Source organism: Nitratireductor lacus (assembly GCF_056431025.1).
The window spans coordinates 45299-68035 of sequence record NZ_JBWKMB010000010.1; the positions used below are offsets into that span (position 1 = coordinate 45299).

29 protein-coding genes are annotated in these 22737 nt (G+C 62.3%); 14 read left to right on the forward strand and 15 right to left on the reverse strand.

Translation table 11 applies throughout. From position 1 onward, the window contains the following. From AC07E3_RS10135 to AC07E3_RS10145, 3 genes are all read right to left on the reverse strand, one after another. Positions 1-1221: an NAD-dependent epimerase/dehydratase family protein gene (locus AC07E3_RS10135; protein ID WP_025031400.1), complete on the reverse strand. Its 1221-nt coding sequence runs from the start codon at positions 1219-1221 to the stop codon at positions 1-3. 180 nt (positions 1222-1401) lie between these two features. Continuing rightward, the gene (locus tag AC07E3_RS10140) at positions 1402-1644 is read right to left on the reverse strand and encodes a DUF1344 domain-containing protein (protein WP_336067665.1); all 243 of its coding nucleotides are present in this window, start codon (positions 1642-1644) and stop codon (positions 1402-1404) included. Positions 1645-2149: 505 nt separating this feature from the next. After that, positions 2150-2470, reverse strand: coding sequence for a BA14K family protein (locus AC07E3_RS10145; RefSeq protein ID WP_025031398.1), 321 nt, complete (start codon positions 2468-2470; stop codon positions 2150-2152). 229 nt (positions 2471-2699) lie between these two features. Here AC07E3_RS10145 and AC07E3_RS10150 point away from each other — a divergent pair, with 229 nt between their 5' ends. Next, positions 2700-2933, forward strand: coding sequence for a hypothetical protein (locus AC07E3_RS10150; RefSeq protein WP_007010466.1), 234 nt, complete (start codon positions 2700-2702; stop codon positions 2931-2933). A gap of 111 nt (positions 2934-3044) precedes the next feature. On the opposite strand, the gene AC07E3_RS10155 is transcribed toward AC07E3_RS10150, so the two are convergent. Continuing rightward, complete coding sequence (locus tag AC07E3_RS10155) at positions 3045-3524, reverse strand: hypothetical protein (protein WP_478361648.1); 480 nt, start codon at positions 3522-3524, stop codon at positions 3045-3047. A 1206-nt stretch (positions 3525-4730) separates the two neighbouring features. On the opposite strand from AC07E3_RS10155, the gene AC07E3_RS10160 reads away from it, so the two are divergent. Beyond that, positions 4731-5102, forward strand: a complete 372-nt coding sequence (locus AC07E3_RS10160; RefSeq protein ID WP_478361650.1) for a GFA family protein — start codon at positions 4731-4733, stop codon at positions 5100-5102. A 123-nt stretch (positions 5103-5225) separates the two neighbouring features. Here the strand turns inward: AC07E3_RS10160 and uvrB are convergent, their stop codons facing one another. After that, positions 5226-8174: an excinuclease ABC subunit UvrB gene (uvrB, locus tag AC07E3_RS10165; RefSeq protein WP_478361652.1), complete on the reverse strand. Its 2949-nt coding sequence runs from the start codon at positions 8172-8174 to the stop codon at positions 5226-5228. 112 nt (positions 8175-8286) lie between these two features. Beyond that, positions 8287-8715, reverse strand: coding sequence for a GNAT family N-acetyltransferase (locus tag AC07E3_RS10170; protein ID WP_336072269.1), 429 nt, complete (start codon positions 8713-8715; stop codon positions 8287-8289). A 280-nt stretch (positions 8716-8995) separates the two neighbouring features. Here AC07E3_RS10170 and AC07E3_RS10175 point away from each other — a divergent pair, with 280 nt between their 5' ends. Beyond that, complete coding sequence (locus AC07E3_RS10175) at positions 8996-9460, forward strand: GNAT family N-acetyltransferase (protein ID WP_065815421.1); 465 nt, start codon at positions 8996-8998, stop codon at positions 9458-9460. On the opposite strand, the gene AC07E3_RS10180 is transcribed toward AC07E3_RS10175, so the two are convergent. Beyond that, positions 9453-9974 (reverse strand): SixA phosphatase family protein, encoded by a 522-nt coding sequence (locus AC07E3_RS10180; protein ID WP_336072265.1) that lies wholly within the window; start codon positions 9972-9974, stop codon positions 9453-9455. The two genes, AC07E3_RS10175 and AC07E3_RS10180, sit on opposite strands and share 8 nt — an antisense overlap. Before the next feature lie 128 nt (positions 9975-10102). On the opposite strand from AC07E3_RS10180, the gene AC07E3_RS10185 reads away from it, so the two are divergent. Continuing rightward, positions 10103-10669, forward strand: a complete 567-nt coding sequence (locus AC07E3_RS10185; protein ID WP_478361655.1) for a DUF2239 family protein — start codon at positions 10103-10105, stop codon at positions 10667-10669. A gap of 336 nt (positions 10670-11005) precedes the next feature. Further along, the gene (locus AC07E3_RS10190) at positions 11006-11512 is read left to right on the forward strand and encodes a DUF2938 domain-containing protein (protein WP_322338676.1); all 507 of its coding nucleotides are present in this window, start codon (positions 11006-11008) and stop codon (positions 11510-11512) included. A 6-nt stretch (positions 11513-11518) separates the two neighbouring features. Here AC07E3_RS10190 and AC07E3_RS10195 read toward each other — a convergent pair whose 3' ends face one another. The 3 genes from AC07E3_RS10195 to AC07E3_RS10205 all read right to left on the reverse strand — a co-directional run bounded on the left by AC07E3_RS10195 (position 11519) and on the right by AC07E3_RS10205 (position 14489). Then, complete coding sequence (locus AC07E3_RS10195) at positions 11519-13105, reverse strand: OpgD/OpgG family glucan biosynthesis protein (protein ID WP_478361657.1); 1587 nt, start codon at positions 13103-13105, stop codon at positions 11519-11521. Positions 13106-13379: 274 nt separating this feature from the next. Further along, positions 13380-13916: an N-acetyltransferase family protein gene (locus AC07E3_RS10200; protein WP_478361659.1), complete on the reverse strand. Its 537-nt coding sequence runs from the start codon at positions 13914-13916 to the stop codon at positions 13380-13382. 3 nt (positions 13917-13919) lie between these two features. Beyond that, positions 13920-14489: a helix-turn-helix domain-containing protein gene (locus tag AC07E3_RS10205; protein WP_336072259.1), complete on the reverse strand. Its 570-nt coding sequence runs from the start codon at positions 14487-14489 to the stop codon at positions 13920-13922. Between the two features lie 119 nt (positions 14490-14608). Between AC07E3_RS10205 and AC07E3_RS10210 the strand changes: the two genes are divergently transcribed. From AC07E3_RS10210 to AC07E3_RS10240, 7 genes are all read left to right on the forward strand, one after another. Further along, positions 14609-15274 carry a GntR family transcriptional regulator gene (locus AC07E3_RS10210; RefSeq protein WP_336072257.1) on the forward strand — a complete coding sequence of 222 codons (666 nt, stop codon included), beginning with the start codon at positions 14609-14611 and terminating at the stop codon, positions 15272-15274. Positions 15275-15466: 192 nt separating this feature from the next. Continuing rightward, on the forward strand, positions 15467-16072 hold the full coding sequence (locus AC07E3_RS10215) for a biotin transporter BioY (protein WP_478361663.1): 606 nt from the start codon (positions 15467-15469) through the stop codon (positions 16070-16072). Beyond that, a complete protein-coding gene (locus AC07E3_RS10220; protein ID WP_336072253.1) occupies positions 16069-16506 on the forward strand; it encodes a DUF1284 domain-containing protein in 438 nt (145 codons plus the stop codon). Before AC07E3_RS10215 ends, AC07E3_RS10220 begins: the two co-directional genes overlap by 4 nt. A gap of 49 nt (positions 16507-16555) precedes the next feature. Continuing rightward, positions 16556-16684, forward strand: a complete 129-nt coding sequence (locus AC07E3_RS10225; protein WP_478361666.1) for a hypothetical protein — start codon at positions 16556-16558, stop codon at positions 16682-16684. A 71-nt stretch (positions 16685-16755) separates the two neighbouring features. Continuing rightward, positions 16756-17226, forward strand: a complete 471-nt coding sequence (locus tag AC07E3_RS10230; protein ID WP_336072249.1) for a VOC family protein — start codon at positions 16756-16758, stop codon at positions 17224-17226. A 333-nt stretch (positions 17227-17559) separates the two neighbouring features. Beyond that, the gene (locus tag AC07E3_RS10235; protein WP_090327267.1) at positions 17560-17772 is read left to right on the forward strand and encodes a cold-shock protein; all 213 of its coding nucleotides are present in this window, start codon (positions 17560-17562) and stop codon (positions 17770-17772) included. A 413-nt stretch (positions 17773-18185) separates the two neighbouring features. Further along, on the forward strand, positions 18186-18401 hold the full coding sequence (locus AC07E3_RS10240; RefSeq protein WP_223005964.1) for a cold-shock protein: 216 nt from the start codon (positions 18186-18188) through the stop codon (positions 18399-18401). Between the two features lie 71 nt (positions 18402-18472). Here AC07E3_RS10240 and AC07E3_RS10245 read toward each other — a convergent pair whose 3' ends face one another. Both AC07E3_RS10245 and AC07E3_RS10250 read right to left on the reverse strand, forming a co-directional pair. Beyond that, complete coding sequence (locus tag AC07E3_RS10245) at positions 18473-18766, reverse strand: hypothetical protein (protein ID WP_478361670.1); 294 nt, start codon at positions 18764-18766, stop codon at positions 18473-18475. Next, positions 18741-19448 (reverse strand): DNA helicase, encoded by a 708-nt coding sequence (locus AC07E3_RS10250; RefSeq protein ID WP_478361672.1) that lies wholly within the window; start codon positions 19446-19448, stop codon positions 18741-18743. The genes AC07E3_RS10245 and AC07E3_RS10250 overlap by 26 nt, the downstream gene beginning before the upstream one ends. A 350-nt stretch (positions 19449-19798) precedes the next feature. Between AC07E3_RS10250 and AC07E3_RS10255 the strand changes: the two genes are divergently transcribed. Continuing rightward, positions 19799-20242, forward strand: coding sequence for a BA14K family protein (locus AC07E3_RS10255; protein ID WP_065815434.1), 444 nt, complete (start codon positions 19799-19801; stop codon positions 20240-20242). Between the two features lie 228 nt (positions 20243-20470). Here the strand turns inward: AC07E3_RS10255 and AC07E3_RS10260 are convergent, their stop codons facing one another. Continuing rightward, positions 20471-21082: a TetR/AcrR family transcriptional regulator gene (locus AC07E3_RS10260; protein ID WP_478361674.1), complete on the reverse strand. Its 612-nt coding sequence runs from the start codon at positions 21080-21082 to the stop codon at positions 20471-20473. A 90-nt stretch (positions 21083-21172) separates the two neighbouring features. On the opposite strand from AC07E3_RS10260, the gene AC07E3_RS10265 reads away from it, so the two are divergent. After that, the gene (locus tag AC07E3_RS10265; protein WP_478361676.1) at positions 21173-21670 is read left to right on the forward strand and encodes an anthrone oxygenase family protein; all 498 of its coding nucleotides are present in this window, start codon (positions 21173-21175) and stop codon (positions 21668-21670) included. 8 nt (positions 21671-21678) lie between these two features. Here AC07E3_RS10265 and AC07E3_RS10270 read toward each other — a convergent pair whose 3' ends face one another. Both AC07E3_RS10270 and AC07E3_RS10275 read right to left on the reverse strand, forming a co-directional pair. Further along, positions 21679-22320, reverse strand: coding sequence for an MBL fold metallo-hydrolase (locus AC07E3_RS10270; RefSeq protein WP_478361678.1), 642 nt, complete (start codon positions 22318-22320; stop codon positions 21679-21681). 92 nt (positions 22321-22412) lie between these two features. Continuing rightward, the gene (locus AC07E3_RS10275; RefSeq protein ID WP_007010439.1) at positions 22413-22688 is read right to left on the reverse strand and encodes a hypothetical protein; all 276 of its coding nucleotides are present in this window, start codon (positions 22686-22688) and stop codon (positions 22413-22415) included. Positions 22689-22737: the final 49 nt, after the last annotated feature.

Here is a 22737-nt window from a genome sequence, read left to right on the forward strand (position 1 = left end):
TTAGCCCACGCTCTTGAGCCGCTTGCCTTCCGGATCGCGCTCGATGGTCGGCGCAATGTCCTTGGTCCAGGCGGACACGGCCGGAATGCGCGAGCGGTCGACGCGATAATCGAACTTCTTCGCCACATCGACGACCTCGGCCAGAAGCCCTTCTTCCAGCGTGATCGGGTTGAGGCCGAGCGACAGGAACTTGTCGTTTCTCACGACCAGATCGTTTTCCGCCGCTTCCTTGCGCGGGTTCGGCAGGTAAGCGACCTTCGCGCCCGTCATGCGCGCGATGAGTTCCGCCAGGTCCCGCACGCGGTGCGTTTCGGTCATCTGGTTGAAGATTTCCACGCGGTCGCCCCGCTTCGGTGGATTGTTCAATGCGATCTCGACGCAGCGCACCGAATCCTGAATGTGGATGAACGCCCGCGTCTGGCCGCCCGTGCCATGCACGGTCAGCGGGTAGCCGATCGCCGCCTGGATCAGGAAGCGGTTGAGCACTGTTCCGTAGTCACCATCATAGTCGAAGCGGTTGATGAGCTGCGCGTGGAGCTTCGTTTCTTCCGTGTGCGTGCCCCACACAATGCCCTGATGCAGGTCGGTGATGCGCACGCCGTCATTTTTGGCATAGAACTGGAACAGAAGCTGATCCAGCGACTTCGTCATGTGGTAGATGGAGCCCGGATTGGTAGGGTAAAGGATTTCCTGCGACGCCGTCTCGCCCGAGAGCGTCTCGACCCCGACCGGGAGATAGCCTTCCGGGATTGCCGCACCGACGGAGGAATATCCATAAACGCCCATCGTGCCCAGATGGACCAGATGCGCGTCGAGACCGATCTCCGTCATCGCATTGAGCAGATTATGCGTGGCGTTGACGTTGTTGTTGACCGTGTAGTTCTTGTGACGGTCGGTCTTCATCGAATAGGGCGCAGCGCGCTGCTCGGCAAAATGCACGATGGCATCGGGCCTGTGCTCGGCAAGCCACGCCTTCAGCACATCATAATCGCGCGCCAGGTCGATCAGGTGGAAATGGATGCGCCGGCCCGTTTCCTGATGCCAGATGCGGGTGCGCTCCTGAATGGAGTCCATGGGCGTCAGCGACTGAACGCCGAGCTCTGTGTCGATCCAGCGCCGGGACAGATTGTCAACGATGTGGACCTCGTGCCCGCGAGCCGACAGGTGAAGCGAGGTCGGCCAGCCGACGAATCCATCGCCGCCAAGAACTGCAATCTTCATGAAATTCCGCCTCCGGTCATCAATGCATCAAGCCAAGGGAAAACAGATTGATTCCCTTCTCGAAAGCCCCCTTAACATTGTTTTATGACAGTTTGTTCCGAAAGGACAAACATACGCGAAGAAGCCGGCCTCCTTTGGAGACCGGCTTCCCGTCCCAGGGGAAGGACAGGACGGGCAGGGTTACATTTGCGCTTCTACGGAAGTCACCTCGTTTGTTGTGTCATCTATGGTCAGCGTGACCGAAGCGCCAGCCGATATGCCGGCGAGATCGACGCCCTCGCCGGCTGTGTAAACCGTGCCGTCGTCGAGGGCGATGGTTCTGGTGGCAGGATCGACGGACTGCACGGTTCCCTGCACGTCCGCGGCATAGGCCGAGAGCGTGAGGAAGCCGGTGGTGGCAAGGGCTGCGAGGATTTTCTTCATGGAGAGAACTCCCTTTCTGTTTTCATGTCGGCCCAGTCCCCGTCGACAGCTTTGGGGGAGCCGGGAACCAGGCCGACGGGAAAAAGGTGACGCCAGACACCGGCAATCTCAAATCAAACAGGATGACCGCCGCAAACACGCCTCCCGCCAAAGCTTTGCCGCAATCTCCCGCTTCGCCGGCGGTTGCGTGCTGAACAACGCGCGATACCGGCTTTGGTTCACGCCGCCCTCGCTGCAAAGCGGACAAGATCCGAACGGCCCGCGTTCACGACCCGCCCGGATTTTCCCGACACGCCGTGGCGGCGCGGTCAAATCGGGTAACCGCGCATGGCCTTTGCGTGAACAACCAGATCGAGCATCGGAATAAACCGAAAACCGGTTTCCACTTTTCGGTCCGATGCTCTGGATCGCCGTGCGTCCATCCGGACGCACAAAGGACGATCCAAACCATTGATGGAGCATCGGAATAATCCGAAAACCGGATTCCACTTTTCGGTCCGATGCTCTAGAGCCGGCAGCGATGGCGATAGCCGTCATAGCCGAGAAAGGTATCGCTGTACTCGTCATAGGAGCGGTAGCGCGCGTAGCAGCGGGCCACATGCCGGTCCCAGGCGGAAGCGCGGCCATAAACCGGCGCGGGGCCATAATACCGGGCGCGGGAATCCGCGATCAGGCCGCCTGCAATAAAACCGCCGAGCCCGGCGATGGCCGCAGCCTCACCCGGAGACAGGCTCCCCGCGCGGCTTTCGACACTGGCGGCCGAAAGCGCCGTGGCGGCAAGGGTGACGGCCATCAGGCCGGTTGCGATGGTGCGTTTCAGGGACATTTCATCATCCTCCTTTGCGATCGATGCCCGTCTGTCGCAGGAGGAAAAAGAAAGGTTCACGGCCCCCGCGTTTTTTTTCGCCGGGCCCGTCGCATACACGCAACATAGATTCGCCATAATAGACACGGGAAATAAACCTGTTACCGTTTATGGTGGAGTGACAGTGGACGGCGGCACTGGAGGTAACGCGCGCCGACTGCAACTTCGCACGGCTGAGGAGGGCCGGACCATGGCCAAGTCTGGAGTACCGCACAAGAGCGCCGGCATCTACGATGCAGAGGAAATGGCAGCGATGGAAAACGCCATCGAAGCCGTCTGCGCCGAGCTTGGCATAGGACAGAGCGACAGCAAGTCCCGCGAACGGGTTGCCGGACACGTGATGCGTTCCTGGGCAAGCGGACGCCGCCTGCCACTGAACCTGGTTCAGGCCGGGCTGGACAGCGTGGCGCGGCTCGAAGCCTAAGGCACACGAAAATGGCAATAGAGCGCCCCGGGGAGCGCCCCAGGGGAGCACTCGGGGGACCACCCGGGGCAAAACCCTCCAGGGGCACCAAACGCCGCGGGAACACGGCGCTCAGGTTGTCACCCATGCGAGTTTTTTCCTGGTCTCCTCAAGGGCTTTCTTCAGTTCGGGCAAGGTGCATTCCTGCGTTTTGTGCTGCCACATCGCCATGAAATGCTCATACCGCTCGGCATCGTACATCCAGCACAGAACGACACCCAGCCAGGCAGCATGGAGCCGCGAGACATCGCTATCGTTCCAGTTCGAAAAACAGTCCGCGTCCAGCGGCGCATCCACCCCTGCCTGACACATACCCGCGCGCCGGCACCGCCGGTTTGAACAGTGCTGCGGCCTGTCGGCCTGTCCGGCGAGATACCGAAACGCCACCTGCATTTCCTCACACGGCCATTCGGGCGGGCTAATGGGAAAAGGTGGCTTGATGCCCTTCTCATCCAATAGCGTGTCGCGGATCCTCGCAAGGCCGCCAACGATCTCGAAAAGTTTCGCGTTGGCCTCGGTCTGCGCCTGCGGCTTTCTGGTTTTGCGTGACATGTGGGGTCTCCCTGATTTTTTGCGTTGATGACTTCAGCGAGCGGGCACTGCGGGTTCCTGCCGACCGGCCGCGTTCCTGCGCGTTTTCCAATGGATCGCGGTTTTCGGGATGACGGCCCCCTTCTCCCCGCGGGCGGGGAGAAGGTCCCGGCAGGGGATGAGGGGCAGGCGGTGCCTTGCGGTCTGCTTCACCTCTGTCGTTATCCTTGCAGGTGATGGCGCCTGCCCCTCATCCTCACCTTCTCCCCGCCTGCGGGGAGAAGGGGGCGTTTGGTGCTGGCGGGCATTCTGCAGAGGGGGTGGGGCTGGTTTCGACCGTTTGCGCAGTTACCCCCTCTGTCCTGCCGGACATCTCCCCCTCAAGGAGGGAGATCAGGCGGTGGATGGGTTTCTGCCAATCGCCACCGGAATGAGGAGTGTGCAGCCTGCCCGCCAGCCATTCTCCCCCCTTGAGGGGGAGATGTCCGGCAGGACAGAGGGGTGTGGCGCGGGCATTTCAAGACAGGCTCCTTCGTTGCCGCGCGGGGTTGCCGCCGGGGTTTGCATCGTTCGGGAAACGGGGCGCGTTTTTCGTGCCTCTCTGTTGTGAATTAAGTGGCGCGAAAAGCGCGCCCCGCCGGCCGCTGTCCCGACTGCCGACCGGTCACTCGGGCGATCTGTGCCCTAGCGGCTTTTCCGCAACCGACATGATGCCGGCCGCCGGCCTTTCGCGGGCCCTCACAGGCCTCGGGTCACCGAACCCGAGGGGGAGGCTGCCGTCGCCCCTCCTGATCCCCGGCTCCGGACCCGGTTCCCGACAGGGGCGATGGGTGGGAGTGTAGTGGAGGTTCTGGGGGTGGGGGAGAAAAGAGCGAATAGGGAGTAGCGAATAGCGAGTAGGGAACGCATTTCGCCAACGTCGTCATCCTATGGCTTGACCATGGGATCCATGCCGTTGCGCTGGTGATGGGGTAGGAGTGAGAAAAATTGCGTGTCGCCTTGAAGGGCTGCGGTTTATCCCCGGTGTTGCGGCATGGATCCTCGGATCAGGTCCGAGGATGACGAAGCAGTGGGTATTGACGGCCTCCTTCTCCGCGTTTGCGGGGAGAAGAAGCGACGGATGTTCTCAAAACTCTTTCAAGCCGCCTCCCCTTGCGCCTGTCCCTTGCAGCTGCATCTTTCCGGCGGCAGAGTGCGCCAAAGCAAAGACGGGAAAGGAAACAGGCAATGAAGCGGTTGAGCGGCGGATGCCTGTGCGGCGCGGTGCGGATCGAGGTTTCGGGAGAGCCCGACCGCGTGGGCATCTGTCATTGCCTCGACTGCCGCAAGCACCATGGCGCGCTGTTTTATGCGGCAGCCGTCTTTGCGGCGGAGGCGGTGCGTATCACCGGCGAGACTCACGCCTTTGAAGGTCGCCACTTCTGCCCACGCTGCGGCTCTTCGGTCTTTGCCCGCACCGGCGACGAGATCGAAGTGCATCTCGGCACGCTGGACGCGCCGGACCAGCTTGTGCCGGATTATGAGCTGTGGGTGTCACGCCGCGAGAAGTGGCTGCCCGCGTTTCCGGTGACAGCGCGGTTTGAGCGGGATCGGGAGTGAGAGAATCCCGCCGCAACGGCGAGGAAGCTTAAGGGCGTGCCTGCGAAAACCGGGCCGTGCCCCAGGGCGTTCTGCCAATGGGTCCCGGATAGCCTCGCGGCTTTCGGGATGACGGAGGGAGGATTACCGCCCCGGCCTGCCCGTTTTCCCCGGGCGGCGTTTGCTGCGGCGTTCCTCGGCGGGGTCTTCGTAGGAGCCGATCCCGGGCCGGTGGCGTTTGACCGGTCTGGTGTCGTCTTCCGGCTTCTGCTGAACCGGCTTGCGCACCGGCTTTTCGGTGCGGCCGACCGTCATCTCGTCCAGATCGTTCTTGCGGAAGAGCGTTTTGCCTGCCGGGACCGAATGACCGCCGGAGGTGCCCATTTCGTCCAGATCGGGCTTGTGGAAGAGTGATGAGGCCGGAGCTTTGCTGCCCGCCCCCCGTGGTTCGACGGGCTCACCATGAGGGGCTTTGTGTCCACCGCCACCCTCATCCTGACGAAGGGGCCCCTTGCGGCTGCGCGCCCTGTCGCGGCGGGATTTTTGCGTATTTTCGACGCCGGCGTCGCGGGCGAGCGGGTCGTCCATGATGGCGAGCTCGGTTTCCTTCAGACGCTTGATCTCGTCGCGCAGGCGCGCGGCCTCCTCGAAGTCGAGATCGGCGGCGGCGTCGCGCATCGACTTCTCGAGGTGTTCGAGATGGGCAGCGAGGTTGTTACCGACGAGATTGTTGAGGTCGTCGCCCCTGCCGCCGGCACCGCCAATGTCGGCGCGGACATGGTCGCGCTCATAAACGGAATCGAGAATGTCGGCGATGTTCTTCTTGATGGAAGCCGGCGTGATGCCGTGCTCCTCATTATAGGCAAGCTGCTTTTCGCGGCGGCGGTTGGTCTCTTCCATGGCGCGTTCCATGGAGCCGGTGATGCGGTCGGCATAGAGCATGACGCGGCCATCGACATTGCGCGCGGCGCGACCGATGGTCTGGATGAGCGAGGTTTCGGAGCGCAGAAAGCCTTCCTTGTCGGCATCGAGAATGGCGACAAGGCCGCATTCGGGAATGTCGAGGCCCTCGCGCAGAAGGTTGATGCCGACGAGCACGTCGAAGGCGCCGAGGCGCAGGTCGCGGATGATCTCGATGCGCTCCAGCGTGTCGATGTCGGAGTGCATGTAGCGCACGCGCACGCCCTGCTCGTGCAGGTACTCGGTGAGGTCCTCCGCCATGCGCTTGGTGAGCACGGTGACGAGCGTGCGATAGCCCTTGGCGGCGGTCTCGCGGATTTCTCCCAGCACATCGTCGACCTGGGTCTTGGCGGGACGCACCTCGACAGGCGGGTCGATGAGGCCGGTGGGGCGAATGACCTGCTCGGCGAAAACGCCGCCGGCAGCCTCCATCTCCCAGTTGCCGGGCGTGGCGGAGACGGCGATTGTGGACGGACGCATGGCGTCCCATTCCTCGAAGCGGAGCGGGCGGTTGTCCATGCAGGACGGCAGGCGGAATCCGTATTCGGCGAGCGTCGCCTTGCGGCGGAAGTCGCCGCGATACATGCCGCCGATCTGCGGGATGGTGACGTGGCTCTCATCGACAAAGACGAGTGCATTGTCGGGAATATATTCGAACAGGGTGGGCGGCGGCTCGCCGGGCGCGCGGCCGGTCAAATAGCGCGAATAGTTCTCGATGCCGGCGCAGGAGCCGGTGGCTTCCAGCATTTCGAGATCGAAGCGGGTGCGCTGTTCGAGGCGCTGGGCCTCCAGCAGGCGACCGGCGCGCTCAAGCTCGGCAAGGCGCTGTTTCAATTCGGCATTGATGCCCTTGATGGCCTGGTTGAGCGTGGGGCGCGGGGTGACATAATGCGAATTGGCGTAGATCTTGACCGACTGCAGGTCGCCCGTCTTCTTGCCGGTGAGCGGGTCGAACTCGGTGATGGTCTCGATCTCGTCGCCGAAGAGCGAGATGCGCCAGGCGCGGTCTTCCAGGTGGGCGGGGAAGATTTCGATCGTGTCGCCGCGCACGCGGAAGGAACCGCGGACGAAATTGATGTCCTGACGCTTGTATTGCTGGGCGACGAGATCAGCCAGAAGCTGGCGCTGGTCGAGCCGGTCGCCGATCTGCATCTGGAAGGTCATGGCCGTGTAGGTCTCGACGGAGCCGATACCGTAGATGCAGGAGACCGAGGCGACGATGATCACGTCATCGCGTTCGAGCAGGGCGCGCGTGGCAGAGTGGCGCATGCGGTCGATCTGCTCGTTGATGGAGGATTCCTTCTCGATATAGGTGTCGGAACGCGGGACGTAGGCTTCCGGCTGGTAGTAGTCGTAATAGGAGACGAAATACTCGACCGCATTGTCCGGGAAGAAAGACCTGAACTCACCATAGAGCTGGGCGGCCAGCGTCTTGTTTGGCGCGAGGATGATGGCCGGGCGCTGCGTTTCCTCGATCACCTTGGCCATGGTGAAGGTCTTGCCGGAACCTGTGACGCCCAAAAGAACCTGTGTTCTTTCGGGTTGTATCTCCTGTTCCGCACCGCCATCCGGCGCTGCGTCCGTTCGCGGGCTGGCGCTCGCAAGGCTCGCTTGCCCTGCCACGGAGGGGGAACCTCTGAGGCCGGCGACGAGATCGGCAATGGCCGTGGGCTGATCGCCCGACGGTTTGAACTCCGTCGCCATTCTGAGCGGAATGCCGCCCTCGGACTTTTCCGGCCGCGCCGGGCGGTGCGGCGTCCAGCTGGACTGGAGGTTCGGATCGCCGCCTTCGATCAGCCTGGAGAGCGCTGCAACCGTGGCGGTGACACCCGAAGAGGAGAGCCCCTCGGCCTCTTCCAGCGTGACGTCGAGCCCGGCGACCGGCATGAGACCGGCAGCGGCGCGATCCCTGGCCGAGGCCGCGCCGCCCATGGAGGTTCCGCGCGCGGTCTTCGAAGCGGAGGCAGAACGTTCGGCAGGCTTTTTGGGCTTTTTCGGTTTTGCAGCTTTCTCGGCTTCCTGCGCGATTTCATCCGCCCAGTCCGCAATGGAACCGGAGAGCGGTGTGCCCGAAAGCGCGGGCTGGGGGGCTTCGGCGAAGCCGCCATTCTTCTTGTCGGGTGATCTGGCCATGGGGCGAATATGGAACCGCAGGAACAAAATGGAAAGGGGTGGCGCACAGGGAATGCACCACCCCGCTCGGCTCCTGACAGAAGGCTGTCAGGAACCATCATGCGCGATTGTGTCAGGCCCGGTAGCGAAGATGCAGAAGCGGCTCGCCCGTGGGCTCGTCGATGCGCTCGTCCACCACGGTGAAGCCGTAGCGTTCATAGAAGCGGCGGCCGATATCGTTCTTGACGAACACATCGAGTTCGAGCGTGCCCATGCGGGCCACGGCATCGTCCATCAGCGCCCGCCCCAGACCGCGGCCATGAAATTGCGGATCGAGAAACAGGCCGCCGACCTGATTGCCGAGCAGGGACAGGAAGCCGACAAGCCGGCCATCCACCCAGACGGTGCGGGTATCGGCCATGGGCAGATAGACACTGCGGATATTCTCCGCCTCGCCGGCGATGAAATCTTCGCCGAGAAAGGCGTGGGCGAGCCGGCTGGCGGCGAGCCAGATGGCGACGATGGCGTCGTCATCGACGCCCGGTTCATAGGTCTTGATCATTTGGTCATGTCCAGTTGCGCAGCATCACGCGCGCCGGCAAAGGCACGCCGCTGCGAAAAATCGGTTCAGGATGCGAAACGGATGCGCGGGCCGCGTAGGCCACCAGCCATCATCCATTTCAGGGGCGCAGCCGCCCCCGCTTCACCGGGACATAAAACCTCCAGACAGTTGACCGGGTGCTAGCGCGGGACAGCGGAAAAAGCAAGTTTCGAAGAGTCGTGTGCGAACGCGTCACCACTGATATGTAGTGCTCCCCACAAACAACCGGACAAGCCACCCCATGAAACTGATCCTCGCTGGAGAGACCGACAAAGCACTGATCAGGCGAATGCTTCGAGACTACCTCGAAGAACTCTCAGCCTATGGCAGCATCGATAACGACTATCCCTATTTCGACCTCTATTGGCAGGAAACGAACCAGCGCTGGCCCTACATCTTCTCCGATGGCGAAACGGTCGGCGGCTTTGCAATGGTGCGGATGCTTGGGCAGAACGGCGTCATATTTTCCATGGCGGAGTTCGCGGTTTTACCGGCAGTCCGACGCAACGGGCTTGGGCGGGCGATGGCCGTGAGCGCCATGCACCGTCACCCCGGCACATGGGAGATCAGCGCAATGGCCGGCAACGGCGGAGCGCTCGCCTTCTGGCCCAAGGCGATCAGCGCCGCCGGCGCAGCGCGCTTCGAGGTAAGCTCCGGCCCGGAAGAAACGACCTATCGGTTCTCGATCGCACCTTCCATCAGTTGAAATCCCTCGGCTTCAGAAAGTCGAGCAGCCGGGCCTGGCCGAAGGAGAGCGCATCCCAGCGCCCGTCAAACGCGAAGCGGGCGACGGCGGCGGTGGGGAATTTTTCGCGCATGCGCTCCAGCGCGTCCTCCTCGGACCCATCGCCGGCCAGACGGCTGGCGAAGTCCTCCATGCCCGGATTGTGGCCGACAAGGAGGACACGCGCGGCCTTCTCCGGAATCTTCCGCAAGGCGGCAAGCAATTGCTCAGGCGCGGCCATGTAGAGCCCCTCCCCGCTGCCGGGCGCAAGCTCCATCCGACCGATTTCGACGGCGACAAGCCGCCAGGTCTGCTGCGCGCGCCGGGCCGGAGAAACCAGAACCCGATCGGGCAGCCAGCCACGGCGCGCAAGCTCGCGCCCCATGCGCGGAGCGGCCCGACGACCGCGCGGTGCGAGCGGACGCTCGACATCGGCCAGAGACGGATCATCCCAGCTCGATTTCGCGTGGCGCAAAAGCAGAAGCTCTTTCATCATCCCCCCTCTTATTTTGTCGTGCCTGCCCGGAAAAGCCGGCACGCGAAGACATTCAGTATTTTATCCGGGTATATTGACAGAATTATTATACCCGGGTAAAAGGCGCGAAAATTGAATGGAGACTTATCATGCCCGGTTACACGGCCTTTCATGGCAGGAAACGCCTCGCCAGCGGTACGAACATTGACGTCGCGCTGGCCGTGAAGGCGCTGCTGACGGTACATCCCGGCGCAGACGTGCTGATCTTCGACGATGAAACCGGGCGGCAGGTCGATTTCAACCTGAGCGGCAGCGATGCCGAGGTGGCCGCGAGACTGTCCGGCGGGGAGCCTGCCAAAGCGTCCGCGAAGCGCGCGCCCGGCCGACCGAAACTCGGCGTCGTGGCGCGCGAGGTAACGCTGCTTCCGCGTCATTGGGACTGGCTCAACGAGCAGCCCGGCGGTGCTTCGGCCACACTCCGCAAGCTGGTCGATGCCGCAAGAACCGCCGACGCGCCGCGTGAGCGCCTGCGCAGGGCCCAGGCAGCCACAGATCGCTTCATGATGGCCATGCTGGGCGACCAGCCGGGCTATGAAGAAGCGGCCCGCGCGCTCTATGCCGGTGATGCGAAGCGCTTTCAAAGCCGGATCGGCGGATGGCCGGCTGATCTGAAAACGCATGTCGAGCGGCTGGCAGCGGCGGCCTTTGAAAGCTGAACTCTCGAGACAGATCGCGTGTCCCGCAAAATGACCGGCGCCCGGACAGAAGATTGATGCCCGGCCCGATACGCATTGACAAACGCCGCGCTTTCAAGCAATCAATCAATAAAACAATTGAATATTAATTTGGATGTCCGACGATGCGTTAGTGCATCGGACCGAAAAGTGGAAGCCGGCTTTCGGGTTATTCCGATGCTCCAGCAATAGTTTAGATCGTCCTTTGTGCGTCCGGATGGATGCAGGGCGATCTAATGGCGCTCGGTGCATTGGCCTTGAGCAGCCGGTGCAAAAACGAAGCCCCGGCATCCGGGCAGGCAGGAAACAGGGTGAGTGATGACGGCCGAAACAATCGAATTCTGCGTGCGCGCCTTTCTGATCGGAGTGGGCGCAACGGCGGTGATGGACCTTTGGGCGCTGTTTCAGAAACGGGCCTTTGGCGTGGTCGGCCTCAACTACGCGATGGTCGGGCGCTGGATCGGCCATCTGGGCAGGGGAACATTCCGCCATGCGGCCATCGGCGCCGCCCAGCCGATTGCCGGTGAACGCGGGATCGGCTGGGTCGCGCACTATGCCATCGGCGTGGTCTTTGCCGGAGCGCTGATCGCCATTGCAGGACTGGACTGGGCACGCCAGCCCAGCTTCCTGCCCGCACTCGCAACGGGCCTCGTAACGGTGCTCGCCCCCTTCCTTATACTTCAGCCCGGAATGGGCGCCGGGATTGCAGCATCCAGAACACCGGCTCCGAACACGGCCCGGCTGCGCAGCCTGATCGCGCACACCTCCTTCGGGGTCGGGCTCTATCTGGCCGCGCTGGCAAGCACCTGGCTGATTGGTGGATAGGCCGCTTCACGAACCGCGGCCCAGCGCACTCCGGTTGGGGAAATACTGATAGAGCCAGGTTTCCGTGAGGGCGCGGTCGTCCTTTCCCTTCACATACATGCGCATATCGACGGGGTCGGTGCCATCGATCCGTGCATCGAAGAAGGCGCGGTACAGACCCGGCTGACCGACCACCGGATGCGAATCGGCGAGCGTCACGGCACCGCGCGAAAGACCAATGACCGGCGCGGCATCACCGCGCTCGAGCGCGCCCACCTCCCCGCCACGATAATCGACGACGAAACGTGTCGTGTTTTTCGGCCTCGGCTGACCGGGAATACCGCCCGTACCGGTCCGGGTGGCCATGACGCGTCCGAGATCGGCAGGAAAGGGCTCGCTCGCGGTCCAGTGAAGGCGGTAATCGAACTGAAGCGCCCTGCCCGGCTCCACCGGCTCATCGGGCACCCAGTACATGACGATATTGTCGTGAATCTCGTCGTCGGTCGGAATCTCAACGAGCTGCACCTGCCCCGAGGCCCACTCATTGACCGGCTCGACCCAGGCAGAGGGGCGGCGGTCATAGAAGACGCCATCATCCTGGTAATGGGTGAATTCCCGATCGCGCTGAAGCAGGCCGAAGCCACGCGGGCGCGCGTCCACAAAGGCGTTGGTGACGGTTGCGGGCGGGTTGTTGAGAGGACGCCAGAGGCGCTCGCCATTGCCCATCCAGATGGCGAGCCCGTCTGAATCATGGATTTCCGGCCGCCAGTCGACCGCCTGTCCGCGATTGGTTTCGGAGTACCAGTACATGGAGGTGAGCGGTGCGACACCCAACCGCTCAATGGCTTTGCGCGGGTACAGACTGGAGGAAACGTCCATCACCGGGCCGTCGGCCCTTGCGCAGTCGAAGCGATAGGCGCCCGTGATGCTCGGACTGTCGAGCAGGGCGTAGACAAGAACCCGATCCGGCTCGCCCTCCACACGCTCAAGCCAGATGCGGCTGAAGCGGGGAAACTCCTCCGGCTTCGGCAGAGCGGTGTCGATGGCAAGACCGCGCGCCGAGAGGCCATACTGGTTGAGCGCACCGGAAGACCGGAAATAGGACGCACCGAGAAAGGCGAGCCAGTCGGTCTTCTGCGAGGGTTCATGCAGGCGAAAGCCGGAAAACCCGATATTGTCGGGCAGGCCTCGGGCGGGATGATCTGCGGGAAGGTCGAAATACGCCTGCCTGTAGAGCACCTCGCGGGCCTCGCCGTTTTCCACCACGTGTATAAGGACGGGCTCCTGAAAATACCGACCGAGATGGAAAAACTGCACCGGCGCACCGCCCTTTCCATCAGCCCAGAGCGCATGATCGCTGCGAAACCGGATCTTCTGGAAAGCATCGTAGTCGATCTTCTCCAGTGTATCGCCATGGGGCGAGCGCGCATTCTGCCATGGCCTTTCCGAGAGCGCCTTCGCCTCTTCTTTCAACCAGTCGAAACCGAAGGGTTTTGCCGGCCCGTAGGTCAGGCCGGGCGCGCCGGCGGCGGCAAGCGCCCTGCCCGGCAACGGCGCGACGACAGAAAACGCCGCCGCGAGAGAGAGAAAATCCCGTCGGTTGAAATCGATCATGGATGTACAGTGTCCCTTGCTCATTCATGAAATGCCGGCCTGAACGGGAACGCGGGACCTCACGCCTGCGGAACGAACCTGTGCGCCGCAGCAGCCCATGACCACCGCGATGCGCAGACATCCGCGCGCGATGCAGTTTTCTGAGATGCCGCATGATTCCATTCGCCGAACTGAAGCCACCCCGACAGACAAGTGCCGTTACCACGCGCGCGTTCCGCAGGCTGCATCACGATCTGTTCGCAACGGTATCGGACGCGTGAGACAGCACCCGGAGTTACAGCCGCTTGTACATGACCGTGGTGGCGTCGAGATGGTCGTGAAAGGGATCGCGGCAGTAACCGGGAATGATACCTGCGACGGAAAAGCCAAGAGCTGCATAAAGCGGTTCGGCCCTGTCGCCCGTACGCGTGTCGAGCGTGATGAGGCTGCGGCCAAGGCTGCGCGCCTCGCCTTCCAGCGCCCCCATCAGCGCACGGCCGATGCCCCGCCGGCGAAAGGCGGGATCGACCAGAAGCTTGGACGCTTCGACCCGATGCGGCTGATTGGGCGGGGTGTCGACAACGAGTTGAACGGAGCCTGCGAGCGCGCCGCCCTGCCGGGCGATGAAGAGAATGCGCCCGCCTGACACAAGCGCGGGAAGGATGGTTCCGCGCCAGAAGCCCGCTGCGTCCTCGATGCCAAAGGGCAGTATGAACCCGATGCTCGCTCCGTCATGGACACAGGCATGAAGCAGCGCCGCCAGTTCGGGCAGGATGTGCTCCGCCGCACCGGCATCCACGCGTTCTATGGAGAGGGTAGAAGAAACCTGCATGATTCAGACCGTGAAAAGGAGATAGCGGGCGCCCGCCTCACCAGCCTCAAACCGGCTCGGCCCGCGAAGCTGATACCGAAGACAATCGCCCGGATGAAGCGCGTGGGCCACACCATCCACCGTGACGCGAAGCGCACCTTCCAGCAGGACAAGATGATGCTCCAGCCCCGCGCGCGGCGGCCCCTCATAGGTGATGCGGGCGCCGGGGCGCAGCACACCCTCCATCGCCTCGCCGGCAAGCGCACGGGCGGGCGGCGAGACGATGCGGCGCGCAAAGCCCGAGCGGGCATCCTCCCAGACCGTCTGCCCGGCGCGCTGCACCAAAGGCGGGAAATCGTCCTCGACCAGATGGATCAGGCGCGAGAGCGTCATGCCGTAGGCCTGGCAAAGCCTGCCCAGCGCACTGGCGGTGGCGCTGACCTCGGCGTTCTCAAGCCGCGAAAGCGTCGCGCGGCTGACCCCGCAGCGCGTGGCGAGATCCTCAAGCGACCAGCCGCGCTCCTGACGAAGCGCGCGCAGACGCTCGGCAATACGCTGGTCTATGGTGTGGTCATCAAACGAGAGAGAATCCATATTTGAGAAATTATCCCAAATATGGAAATCGTCAAGCGGCTTCGTTATCGCCTCATCTTTCTCACGATCAGGACACGTGCCCACTCGACAAAGCCGCGTCGACCAAATTATCTATAATTATGACCGAGCACAGAGAGACCAAAGCCGCCCAGATCGCACGCGCGCTGGCCGACCGCATCATCTCCGGCACGCTGGAGCCTGGCGCCCGGCTGCGGCAGGACCATGTCGCCGAGGAGTTCGGTGCCAGCCATGTGCCGGTGCGCGAGGCGTTTCGGCTGCTCGAAGCACAGGGACTGGCAAAGAACGAACCACGCCGCGGGGTGCGGGTGGCGGCATTCGACCTGAACCAGGTGCGCGAAGTGGCGGAGATGCGGGCGGCTCTGGAAGTGCTGGCCCTGCGCAACGCCGCGCAGCACCTGACGCCGGCGATCCTCGCCTCTGCCGAAGAGGCGACGCTGGAAGGCGACCGGGCGCGGGATGTGATGGCGTGGGAAGCCGCAAACCGGCGATTTCACAGGCTTCTGGTCGCCCCATGCGGCATGCCGCGCCTGCTGGCGGCCATCGACGATCTGCATGCAGCGAGCGCCCGCTTTCTCTTCTCGGCCTGGCGCTCGAACTGGGAAACGCGCACCGACCGCGACCATCGCGCGATCCTTGAACATCTGCGCCGCGGTGAACTGGACGCGGCCTGCACGGTGCTCGCGCGGCACGTGCAATGGATCGGGCACAAACCCGTCGAGACCGCGTCTGGAAAGCAGCGCAAGGCCTTCGTGATCGAGGGCTGACCGGGGCACCCCCTCCCCGGCGCTTCCTGCCGGCGCCCAGGCTCCGGAACCGAAAGCGCCAGAACGGAGCGCAATCACCCGCAAGCGGACGAAAGAAGAGGGATTGTCCACATCCCTCTTGCCAAGAGCGCGCGAATGTGGACTCAATAATAGATCAAGACTCTAAATTATCTATAATTCGAAAGGTGCCCCATGTCTGAGAGTTTCGCCACATCGCAAACCACAAGGCTGATCGGCAGCGCCGGTGCGCTGCAGCTCGACCAGAGATCGCTCGCCTTCAGGGCCGGTGCGGTCGTGCTTGGCACGCTGTTCCTGGCCCTGGCTTCGCGCATCGAGGTGCCGATGGTGCCGGTGCCGGTCACCATGCAGACCTTTGCGGTTGCCATGATCGGAGCGCTTTATGGCGCGCGTCTCGGCACGCTGACCGTTCTCGCCTGGCTCGGTGAGGCGATGATCGGCCTGCCGGTCCTGGCCGGCGGCGCGGGCGGCCTCGCACACTTCGCCGGACCGACGGGCGGCTACCTGGCCGCATTCCCGGTCATGGCATTGCTTGTCGGCCTTCTGGCAGAGCGCGGCTGGAACGCCGAGCGCCCGTTCCTCGCCTTCACCTCCATGCTGGCAGCCAATGCACTCTGCCTCGCCATGGGCGGTGTCTGGCTCGCCGGCCTGATTGGCATGGAGAAGGCCTTCATGCTTGGCGTTGCGCCATTCGTGATCGGCGGCATCCTGAAGTCGGCGCTCGGCGCTGCGTCTCTGGTGGCGCTCGCACGCACGGCAAAGCGCGGTGATGCGCAATGACGGTGCGGCTGCGTGCACATCATCTTCTGTGCATGCTGACTTATGTCGGGCGGGGCTACAGCCCCGCCTTCACCACCAATTACGACGGCATCATTTCGCGCCTTAACGCGGGCGAGGAGGTGCTTCTCGTCGAAGGACCGGATGACATCTGCCGGCCACTGCTGGATGAAGAGCCGCAACCGCATTGCCTGAACGCGCGCGTGCGGGAGCGGGATGCCCGGGCGGCAGGCGCCCTCTCGCGCTGGCTCGGCGATGAGATTGCCACAGGGCAAATTCTTCACCCCGACCGGGAACTGATCGAGCGGATGCGCACTGCCTTTGCCGGGGGCAAAACCCGGCAGGCCTGCCTTGGCTGCGAATGGCTTGGCCTGTGCTCTACGATTGCCAGACAGGGCTATGAAGGCGCGCGGCTTGGCACCGCGCCACAAGACTGAGCGCTCCCGCAGGATGGACGCGCCATGCGCGCCGTGCCAGAAAAAGGCAATGGCAAAACCCATCTTCATTCCCATCGACCGTGCGCATAACCAGCCGTTTCATGGCCATTTCTGGCCCGCAACACTGCCGGACATGGAAATCCTGCCCCACTGGATGCCCATTGCGCCAGAAGTCTGAGACCCGTGTCGGAAGCGGGGTGCGCCCTGCGTCCTATGTGGCAAGATCCATCAGAATGAAAGGGCAATGCCATGAAGGTCACACAGCATCTCTGGTTCGAAAAAGACATGGAGAGCGCACTCCGGCTCTACACGTCGCTGATCCCCGGCTCCAGCATAGAGAGCGTGAAGGCGCTGCCCGCAGAAACACCGGGCGGGCCTGCAGGAAGCCTGAAGATTGCAAGCTTCACGCTTGGTGACCAGCGCTACCAGGGGCTTGAAGCAGGACCGCTCGACGCGTTCAATCACAGTTTTTCGATCATGCTCGAATGCGAAACCCAGGCCGAGATCGACCGGCTCTGGAGCGCGCTTGGCGAGGGCGGAACGACGGAACAGTGCGGTTGGCTCAGGGACCGCTGGGGCCTGAGCTGGCAGATCCTGCCGCGGCGGCTTGGCGAACTGATAAACGATCCGGATACCGCCAGGGCGCAGCGTGTGATGGGGGCAATGCTGCAAATGGTGAAGCTCGACATAGCCGGACTTGAAGCCGCCGCAAGGGCTTGACGGGCATTATACCTTGGTCGAATACCCGCCTGCGATTTATCTCGGGGGCCGATTGGAAATGGTATTTTGCCAACCTCCCCATACCCGCGCGATCCTGCAAAACAGGCGTGTGGCATGACCAAAAGAGGATGAGAGCCGGCTTTGCAGGCAGTCTTGTAGCTATTTCCCTTTCGTGCCATAGATTCCCTCGCGCTCGGGTGATTGCAGACCCGGAGACTGGAAGCTTTATGATTTGGACGGCCCCTTTCCCCGATTTTCTTCAAACTCTCGAACCACCGCTAACCTGTGCACGTTGCGCAGACGCGACTTCTCAAAGGGAAAAGGAGTTTCCCAATGGCCCAGACAGGCACCGTTAAATTTTTCAACGCGAGCAAAGGCTTCGGCTTCATCACCCCCGATGATGGCGCGAAAGACGTGTTCGTACACATCTCGGCAGTCGAGCGCTCCGGCATGACCACGCTCACCGACGGCCAGAAGGTTTCCTTTGAGGTTGAGCCCGACCGCATGGGCAAGGGCCCGAAGGCTGTCAATCTGTCGGCAGTCTGATTTCCAGACTCTCCCGGATGCACATATCGAGCGCGGCGTTCACTCGCCGCGCTTTTTATTTGCCCGCACAGATTGCAGGCGCATTGTTCTTCGCAATTCGTATTATTCACAAAACTTTCGCTTGCTCCCTTTAAAAAAATCGAACAAGCTCCCTGCCATTCGGGCATTTGCCGGCCCGGAGACTGGAATGGCATGCCCTGGCGGCGGATATAATCACGCCCTCAGGAAGTCGCGTCGAAGCAACGAGGACAAACAACTTGTCCGGGCAAGTAGCCCGCACCACTGGTCCCGATGAGAGGCGTGAAGCTGACTGTTTCTTCTCCCCCAGTAAACGACCGATGACGCCATGGGCGAGAACCCATCAAGAGGTTTGCCCGCCGAAACCAGCATAAAGGGAGAAAGGACTCCTTCCTATGTCGCAGAGTGGTACCGTCAAGTTCTTCAATCAGGCCAAGGGATACGGGTTCATCACCCCGGATAATGGCGAGAAGGACGTGTTTGTTCATATTTCAGCCGTTCAGGCATCCGGCCTGCAGGGCCTCGAGGACGGGCAGAAAGTCACGTTCGAGACCGAGCCGGACAAGCGTGGCAAAGGCCCGAAAGCCGTCAACCTGGAGGTTGCGCCCTGACCGGGTGACGGGTGCCGGCCAGACCGCTTCATCGTTTTCGTAAACTGGCGAAGCGGCTCAGGTCATGGTTTTCAGGCAGTTCCGAACGGAAAACCGGCTTGCGCGCTTTTCCGGGGACCGCTTCGAAGGCGCCAGGCTTCGGCCTGCCCTCCGGGCAGGCCCTTCTGCTGCAGGCAGAACAGGGAACGCGCGTCAGTCGAGCCGCCGCGCGCTCTTTCTCCTTTTTCACCAAATTTCAGGCACCGGCGCAGCAGACCGCAGGCAAAAATGGCGGCCTGCGAGCTGCGTTTCCGTTCCCGCCGGCCCGATGCAATCGCGCAGGAAAGCGCCCCAATGCGCTTATCCATGGAAGCGAACAGCGCCATTGTTCAAGAAACAGTGTTTGTTGAACAATGACAGATCCAGCGGATTGGGCAGACGGACATCGCCAATATCGGGCAGCGACCTGCCCGACAGATCGAAGGAGCGATCTATCTGGGAGATGAAAACAAAGATCACCCCTTTTCTGCCGCCGAACCTCCGCAAAGACCGCACCTGTTCCATAAGATCGGGATTGACCCGCTTCTGATCGAGAAGCTGGAGATAGTCGACAACGGCAAGTGTGCCGCGCGGCACTGCCGAAAGCGCGCGCACGATATGGTCGGCGCAGATCTCGTCAGAACTGTCGAAGATGAAGCGGTCGGCATGGCGAGCCGCCTCCGCCCCGAGATCACCAAACCGCTCCACGATGTCGCGTTCGGTATATTCAAGAGTGAAGAATGCACCGCCATGTGCGTTCTTCATGGCTTCGACGACCAGTTCCAGCGCCAATCGCGTTTTTCCCTGACCGGGACGCGCGCCAAGCAGAAGGCAATCGCCGGGCGTGAGCCTGGACAACAGCATGGTTGCCGGCGCACGCGATGCGGCCTTTGCCGCCAGCAGGCTCCATCCGCCGTATCCCTGCTCGCAGGCAACGCGATCGAGCGCTGCGTGGAGCGGGACGCCATCACGGCGGGACAGCAACTTCGCCCTGCGCTTCAGGGCGTAGAGAGGGGCAGTCAGTTTCATCGGAAACCTCCCATTGCGAGCTGGTTTCGCAACCCCTCCTTATGCAGCCGCCCGAACAGTCGGTTTCAAAAGGCAGATAGCCCTGCATGACGTTTGCTTTCCCGATGGAGGGGGGCGGCGCGGGCAGCACCGGAATCAGAGATTAGCGCAACCGGCGTTCGTGCGAAACGATGGATCGCCGTCCGGACATCGGTCACACCCGCAACACGGAGGATAAGGAGCGTTCATAATGGTTGAACGCAGGCTGCCTGCCTCATTCAGGTGCCATTCAGGTGCGAATGGATAAACCCAGTGCGAAAGCTGCGGCTCCCCCTGAAAAAACCGCAGCTCGTGTTTGAAGAGGTAAAGTCATGAAACGCTTCCTGAAGACGGGCATTCTCTCGCTGGCCGTCGCAGCCACAACGCTCGGAGCGATCTCCACCGCCGATGCCGGCCACCGCCATCGTCACCGCAACAACAACAGTGACGCCATTGCAGCCGGCGTCATCGGCCTGGCCGCAGGCGCCATCGTCGGCGGGCTCATCTCGGAGTCGCGCCGCGGCGACGATCGTGTCTACATCGACCCGCCCTATCGTCCCGACTACCAGCCTGTCTACCAATACCGAGAACGCCCAGCATACCGCTACCGGGAACGCCCGGTATATCGCGAACATCCGGTTCGCTATCGCCCCGCGATGGAGCCATGGTCGCGCGAATGGTTCCGGTACTGCGCCAACCGCTATCGCAGCTTTGACGGCCGCACCGGCACCTTCATGGGTTATGATGGCCAGCGGCATTTCTGCCAGCCGCGCTAATCTCGGAGTTCCCTGCCCCGAGACGAAATGAGGCCGGGCTCAGCCCGGCCTTTCTTTATGAAAAGCTGGATGTGGAGTTTGCGAACGCATCCAATGGACACTCGGGGAAAAACGAAAACCGGCCCTCGGACACAGGCAACGTACACTGGACCCGGATCGCGGCTACCCGCAGATGCTCACGATCATTCCGCACGGAAAACAACCATTAGTTGATTTTCTGGCACTGTGTCAATCAGTGAATGAAGAATCGCACAGGCTTTTGAAAGCAGTCATGGCGGTGAAAACCCTCGCTTCGACGAAATCGGCCTCCGGCTCCGGCAAAACACCGATAACGCGTCTGATCTGAAGGTCGCCAATCAGCAGGCCGAGAAACTGTTCTGCAGCGGTCGACGGTGACAATGCTGTGAGACTGCCTGCCTCACATGCCCGACGAAGCAGTTCTTCGACAAGCGGTGCCACGGCATTGCGCCCGCCGGCGGCAATCGCCGCGCCCAGTTCTCCACTTTCATCGGCGGCAGCGGCACGGTTGAGAGCAATAGCCCTCTCGCCAAGAAGCATGGAGAGGAGAACCGGGGCAACGTTCTCCAGACATTCCAGCGGATCGTCCCCCGCCTCGATTGCCCGCTGCAATGCTTCGCGGGTTTCACGCGCATTCGCCTCGACCATTGTTTTGAAGAGACCGTTCTTGTCGCCATACCAGCGATAGAGCGTTTCGTTCGACGCCCTCGCCTCCCTGGCAATGGCCAGCATCGACGTTCCGCCATAGCCCCTTTCGCGCAAGAGCCGATAGGCGGCACGCTCTATCTGAGCCTGGCGTTCTGTTCTCGCTTCCTCGCGCATGCGCATCTCCCGCTGTCTTGACAGCTACCGTACACAAATGTACGAGATTGGAAAGTGTACACATGTGTACGATTTTTGGGAGACATGGCGATGCGCAGCCTGATCACGGGACTTTCGGTAACCGCTGTTCTTTTCTCCGGGGCGATTTTCGGGTTCTTCTATGCCTGGGTGTGCTCGACCATGTGGGGCCTCGACCAGGCGGACCCGCGTGTGGCGATCGCGGCCATGCAGGCGATGAACGCCTCGGTGCGCAATGCGGTTTTCTTTCCCGTCTTCTTTCTGACGCCCGCGGTCCTTGCACTGGCAGCGCTGGTGATCTGGCGCGACGGGCAAAGGGGCCCCGCCTTCTGGATCGCTGCCGGCGCCGCGACCTACCTGGTCTTCGGTCTCTTTCTGACGATGACGGTCAACGTACCGATGAACGAGGCGCTGGCGCTGATTGCGGTGCCGGACGAGATTGAAGCGGCAGAAGCGATCTGGTCCGACTATTCTTCACGCTGGCAGTTCTGGAACCAGACGCGGACGATCGCATCCGGCATCGCGCTGGCGCTTGCCGGCTATGGGGTTACCCGGCTCCGTACAGACTGAACGCCAAACTATACGAGAAAGGGATTCGAGCGCCGCTCGTCGCCGAAGCGCCCACCGGGGCCATGACCGCACAGGAAACCGATATCGTCACCGAGCGGCAGCAACTTCTCCCTGATCGAGCGGATCAGTGCTTCATGATCGCCGCCCGGCAGGTCGGTACGACCGACCGAACCGTTGAAGAGCACGTCACCCACATGCGCGAAGCGGGCTTTCCGGTTGAAGAAGACAACGTGGCCCGGCGCATGCCCCGGGCAATGCAGAACCTCGAACTCATGCTCACCGAATGACACTGTCTCGCCTTCGCGCAGATAGCGGTCGGGCGTGACGTTGCGCACGGACTGATCAAGGCCGAACATGCGCGCCTGATTTTCCAGATTGGCCAGAAGCTCCCGGTCGTCCTCATGCGGTCCGATCAGCGGCACGCCAAGCGCCTCCTTGAGGTCCATCGCGCCACCGGCATGATCGATATGACCATGGGTCAGCCAGATCGCTTCAACGGAAATGCCGTTGTCATCAATGGCTGCGCGAATGCGATCCACCTCGCCGCCCGGGTCAACCACAACGCCATTCTTGATATCTTCGTCGAAGAGAATGGTGCAGTTCTGCTGGAATGGCGTCACGGGAATGACACCGGCACGGAGATTGCCCATGAAGCCCTCTTGCTGGTGGCCCGGAGATGCGGGGCCGGAAACAGGAAACGGGCAACCGCCCCCGGCTGCCCGTTTCAGAGAATTGATGAAAATCAGCTCTTGTTCATCGCGCCCATGACGGCGCCGACAATACCAGTCAGAACACCGCCACCGACAGCACCGCCGATAGCATCGCCCAACAGGCCGCTTAGCGCACCGGCATCGCCGCCCATGCCGGAAAGCAGAGCACCACCGCCAACGCCGCCGATGATGCCACTCAGTATCTTGGCGCCGTGACCCATCGCAGCCTTCTTGACGACTGAGCCGATTGCCTCACCGCCAAGAATGCCAGTCACAGCCTGCACGATAATGGGAAGTAGAGCTTCCATGTCCGGTCCCTCTCAAAGAGCCGACCTCCAGGGGCCGGCCCGCCCATGA

Coding starts and splice junctions, on each gene's coding strand:
- AC07E3_RS10225 (WP_478361666.1), top strand. CDS start 16,556: ATGGCAAAACCCATCTTCATTCCCATCGACCGTGCGCATAACCAGCCG.
- AC07E3_RS10240 (WP_223005964.1), top strand. CDS start 18,186: ATGTCGCAGAGTGGTACCGTCAAGTTCTTCAATCAGGCCAAGGGATAC.
- AC07E3_RS10140 (WP_336067665.1), bottom strand. CDS start 1,644: ATGAAGAAAATCCTCGCAGCCCTTGCCACCACCGGCTTCCTCACGCTC.
- AC07E3_RS10155 (WP_478361648.1), bottom strand. CDS start 3,524: ATGTCACGCAAAACCAGAAAGCCGCAGGCGCAGACCGAGGCCAACGCG.
- AC07E3_RS10150 (WP_007010466.1), top strand. CDS start 2,700: ATGGCCAAGTCTGGAGTACCGCACAAGAGCGCCGGCATCTACGATGCA.
- AC07E3_RS10145 (WP_025031398.1), bottom strand. CDS start 2,470: ATGTCCCTGAAACGCACCATCGCAACCGGCCTGATGGCCGTCACCCTT.
- AC07E3_RS10200 (WP_478361659.1), bottom strand. CDS start 13,916: ATGCAGGTTTCTTCTACCCTCTCCATAGAACGCGTGGATGCCGGTGCG.
- AC07E3_RS10175 (WP_065815421.1), top strand. CDS start 8,996: ATGAAACTGATCCTCGCTGGAGAGACCGACAAAGCACTGATCAGGCGA.
- AC07E3_RS10270 (WP_478361678.1), bottom strand. CDS start 22,320: ATGGGCAATCTCCGTGCCGGTGTCATTCCCGTGACGCCATTCCAGCAG.
- AC07E3_RS10230 (WP_336072249.1), top strand. CDS start 16,756: ATGAAGGTCACACAGCATCTCTGGTTCGAAAAAGACATGGAGAGCGCA.
- AC07E3_RS10250 (WP_478361672.1), bottom strand. CDS start 19,448: ATGAAACTGACTGCCCCTCTCTACGCCCTGAAGCGCAGGGCGAAGTTG.
- AC07E3_RS10245 (WP_478361670.1), bottom strand. CDS start 18,766: ATGGCGCTGTTCGCTTCCATGGATAAGCGCATTGGGGCGCTTTCCTGC.
- AC07E3_RS10220 (WP_336072253.1), top strand. CDS start 16,069: ATGACGGTGCGGCTGCGTGCACATCATCTTCTGTGCATGCTGACTTAT.
- AC07E3_RS10215 (WP_478361663.1), top strand. CDS start 15,467: ATGTCTGAGAGTTTCGCCACATCGCAAACCACAAGGCTGATCGGCAGC.
- AC07E3_RS10265 (WP_478361676.1), top strand. CDS start 21,173: ATGCGCAGCCTGATCACGGGACTTTCGGTAACCGCTGTTCTTTTCTCC.
- AC07E3_RS10170 (WP_336072269.1), bottom strand. CDS start 8,715: ATGATCAAGACCTATGAACCGGGCGTCGATGACGACGCCATCGTCGCC.
- AC07E3_RS10190 (WP_322338676.1), top strand. CDS start 11,006: ATGACGGCCGAAACAATCGAATTCTGCGTGCGCGCCTTTCTGATCGGA.
- AC07E3_RS10235 (WP_090327267.1), top strand. CDS start 17,560: ATGGCCCAGACAGGCACCGTTAAATTTTTCAACGCGAGCAAAGGCTTC.
- AC07E3_RS10210 (WP_336072257.1), top strand. CDS start 14,609: ATGACCGAGCACAGAGAGACCAAAGCCGCCCAGATCGCACGCGCGCTG.
- AC07E3_RS10180 (WP_336072265.1), bottom strand. CDS start 9,974: ATGATGAAAGAGCTTCTGCTTTTGCGCCACGCGAAATCGAGCTGGGAT.
- uvrB (WP_478361652.1), bottom strand. CDS start 8,174: ATGGCCAGATCACCCGACAAGAAGAATGGCGGCTTCGCCGAAGCCCCC.
- AC07E3_RS10160 (WP_478361650.1), top strand. CDS start 4,731: ATGAAGCGGTTGAGCGGCGGATGCCTGTGCGGCGCGGTGCGGATCGAG.
- AC07E3_RS10195 (WP_478361657.1), bottom strand. CDS start 13,105: ATGATCGATTTCAACCGACGGGATTTTCTCTCTCTCGCGGCGGCGTTT.
- AC07E3_RS10260 (WP_478361674.1), bottom strand. CDS start 21,082: ATGCGCGAGGAAGCGAGAACAGAACGCCAGGCTCAGATAGAGCGTGCC.
- AC07E3_RS10255 (WP_065815434.1), top strand. CDS start 19,799: ATGAAACGCTTCCTGAAGACGGGCATTCTCTCGCTGGCCGTCGCAGCC.
- AC07E3_RS10205 (WP_336072259.1), bottom strand. CDS start 14,489: ATGGATTCTCTCTCGTTTGATGACCACACCATAGACCAGCGTATTGCC.
- AC07E3_RS10135 (WP_025031400.1), bottom strand. CDS start 1,221: ATGAAGATTGCAGTTCTTGGCGGCGATGGATTCGTCGGCTGGCCGACC.
- AC07E3_RS10275 (WP_007010439.1), bottom strand. CDS start 22,688: ATGGAAGCTCTACTTCCCATTATCGTGCAGGCTGTGACTGGCATTCTT.
- AC07E3_RS10185 (WP_478361655.1), top strand. CDS start 10,103: ATGCCCGGTTACACGGCCTTTCATGGCAGGAAACGCCTCGCCAGCGGT.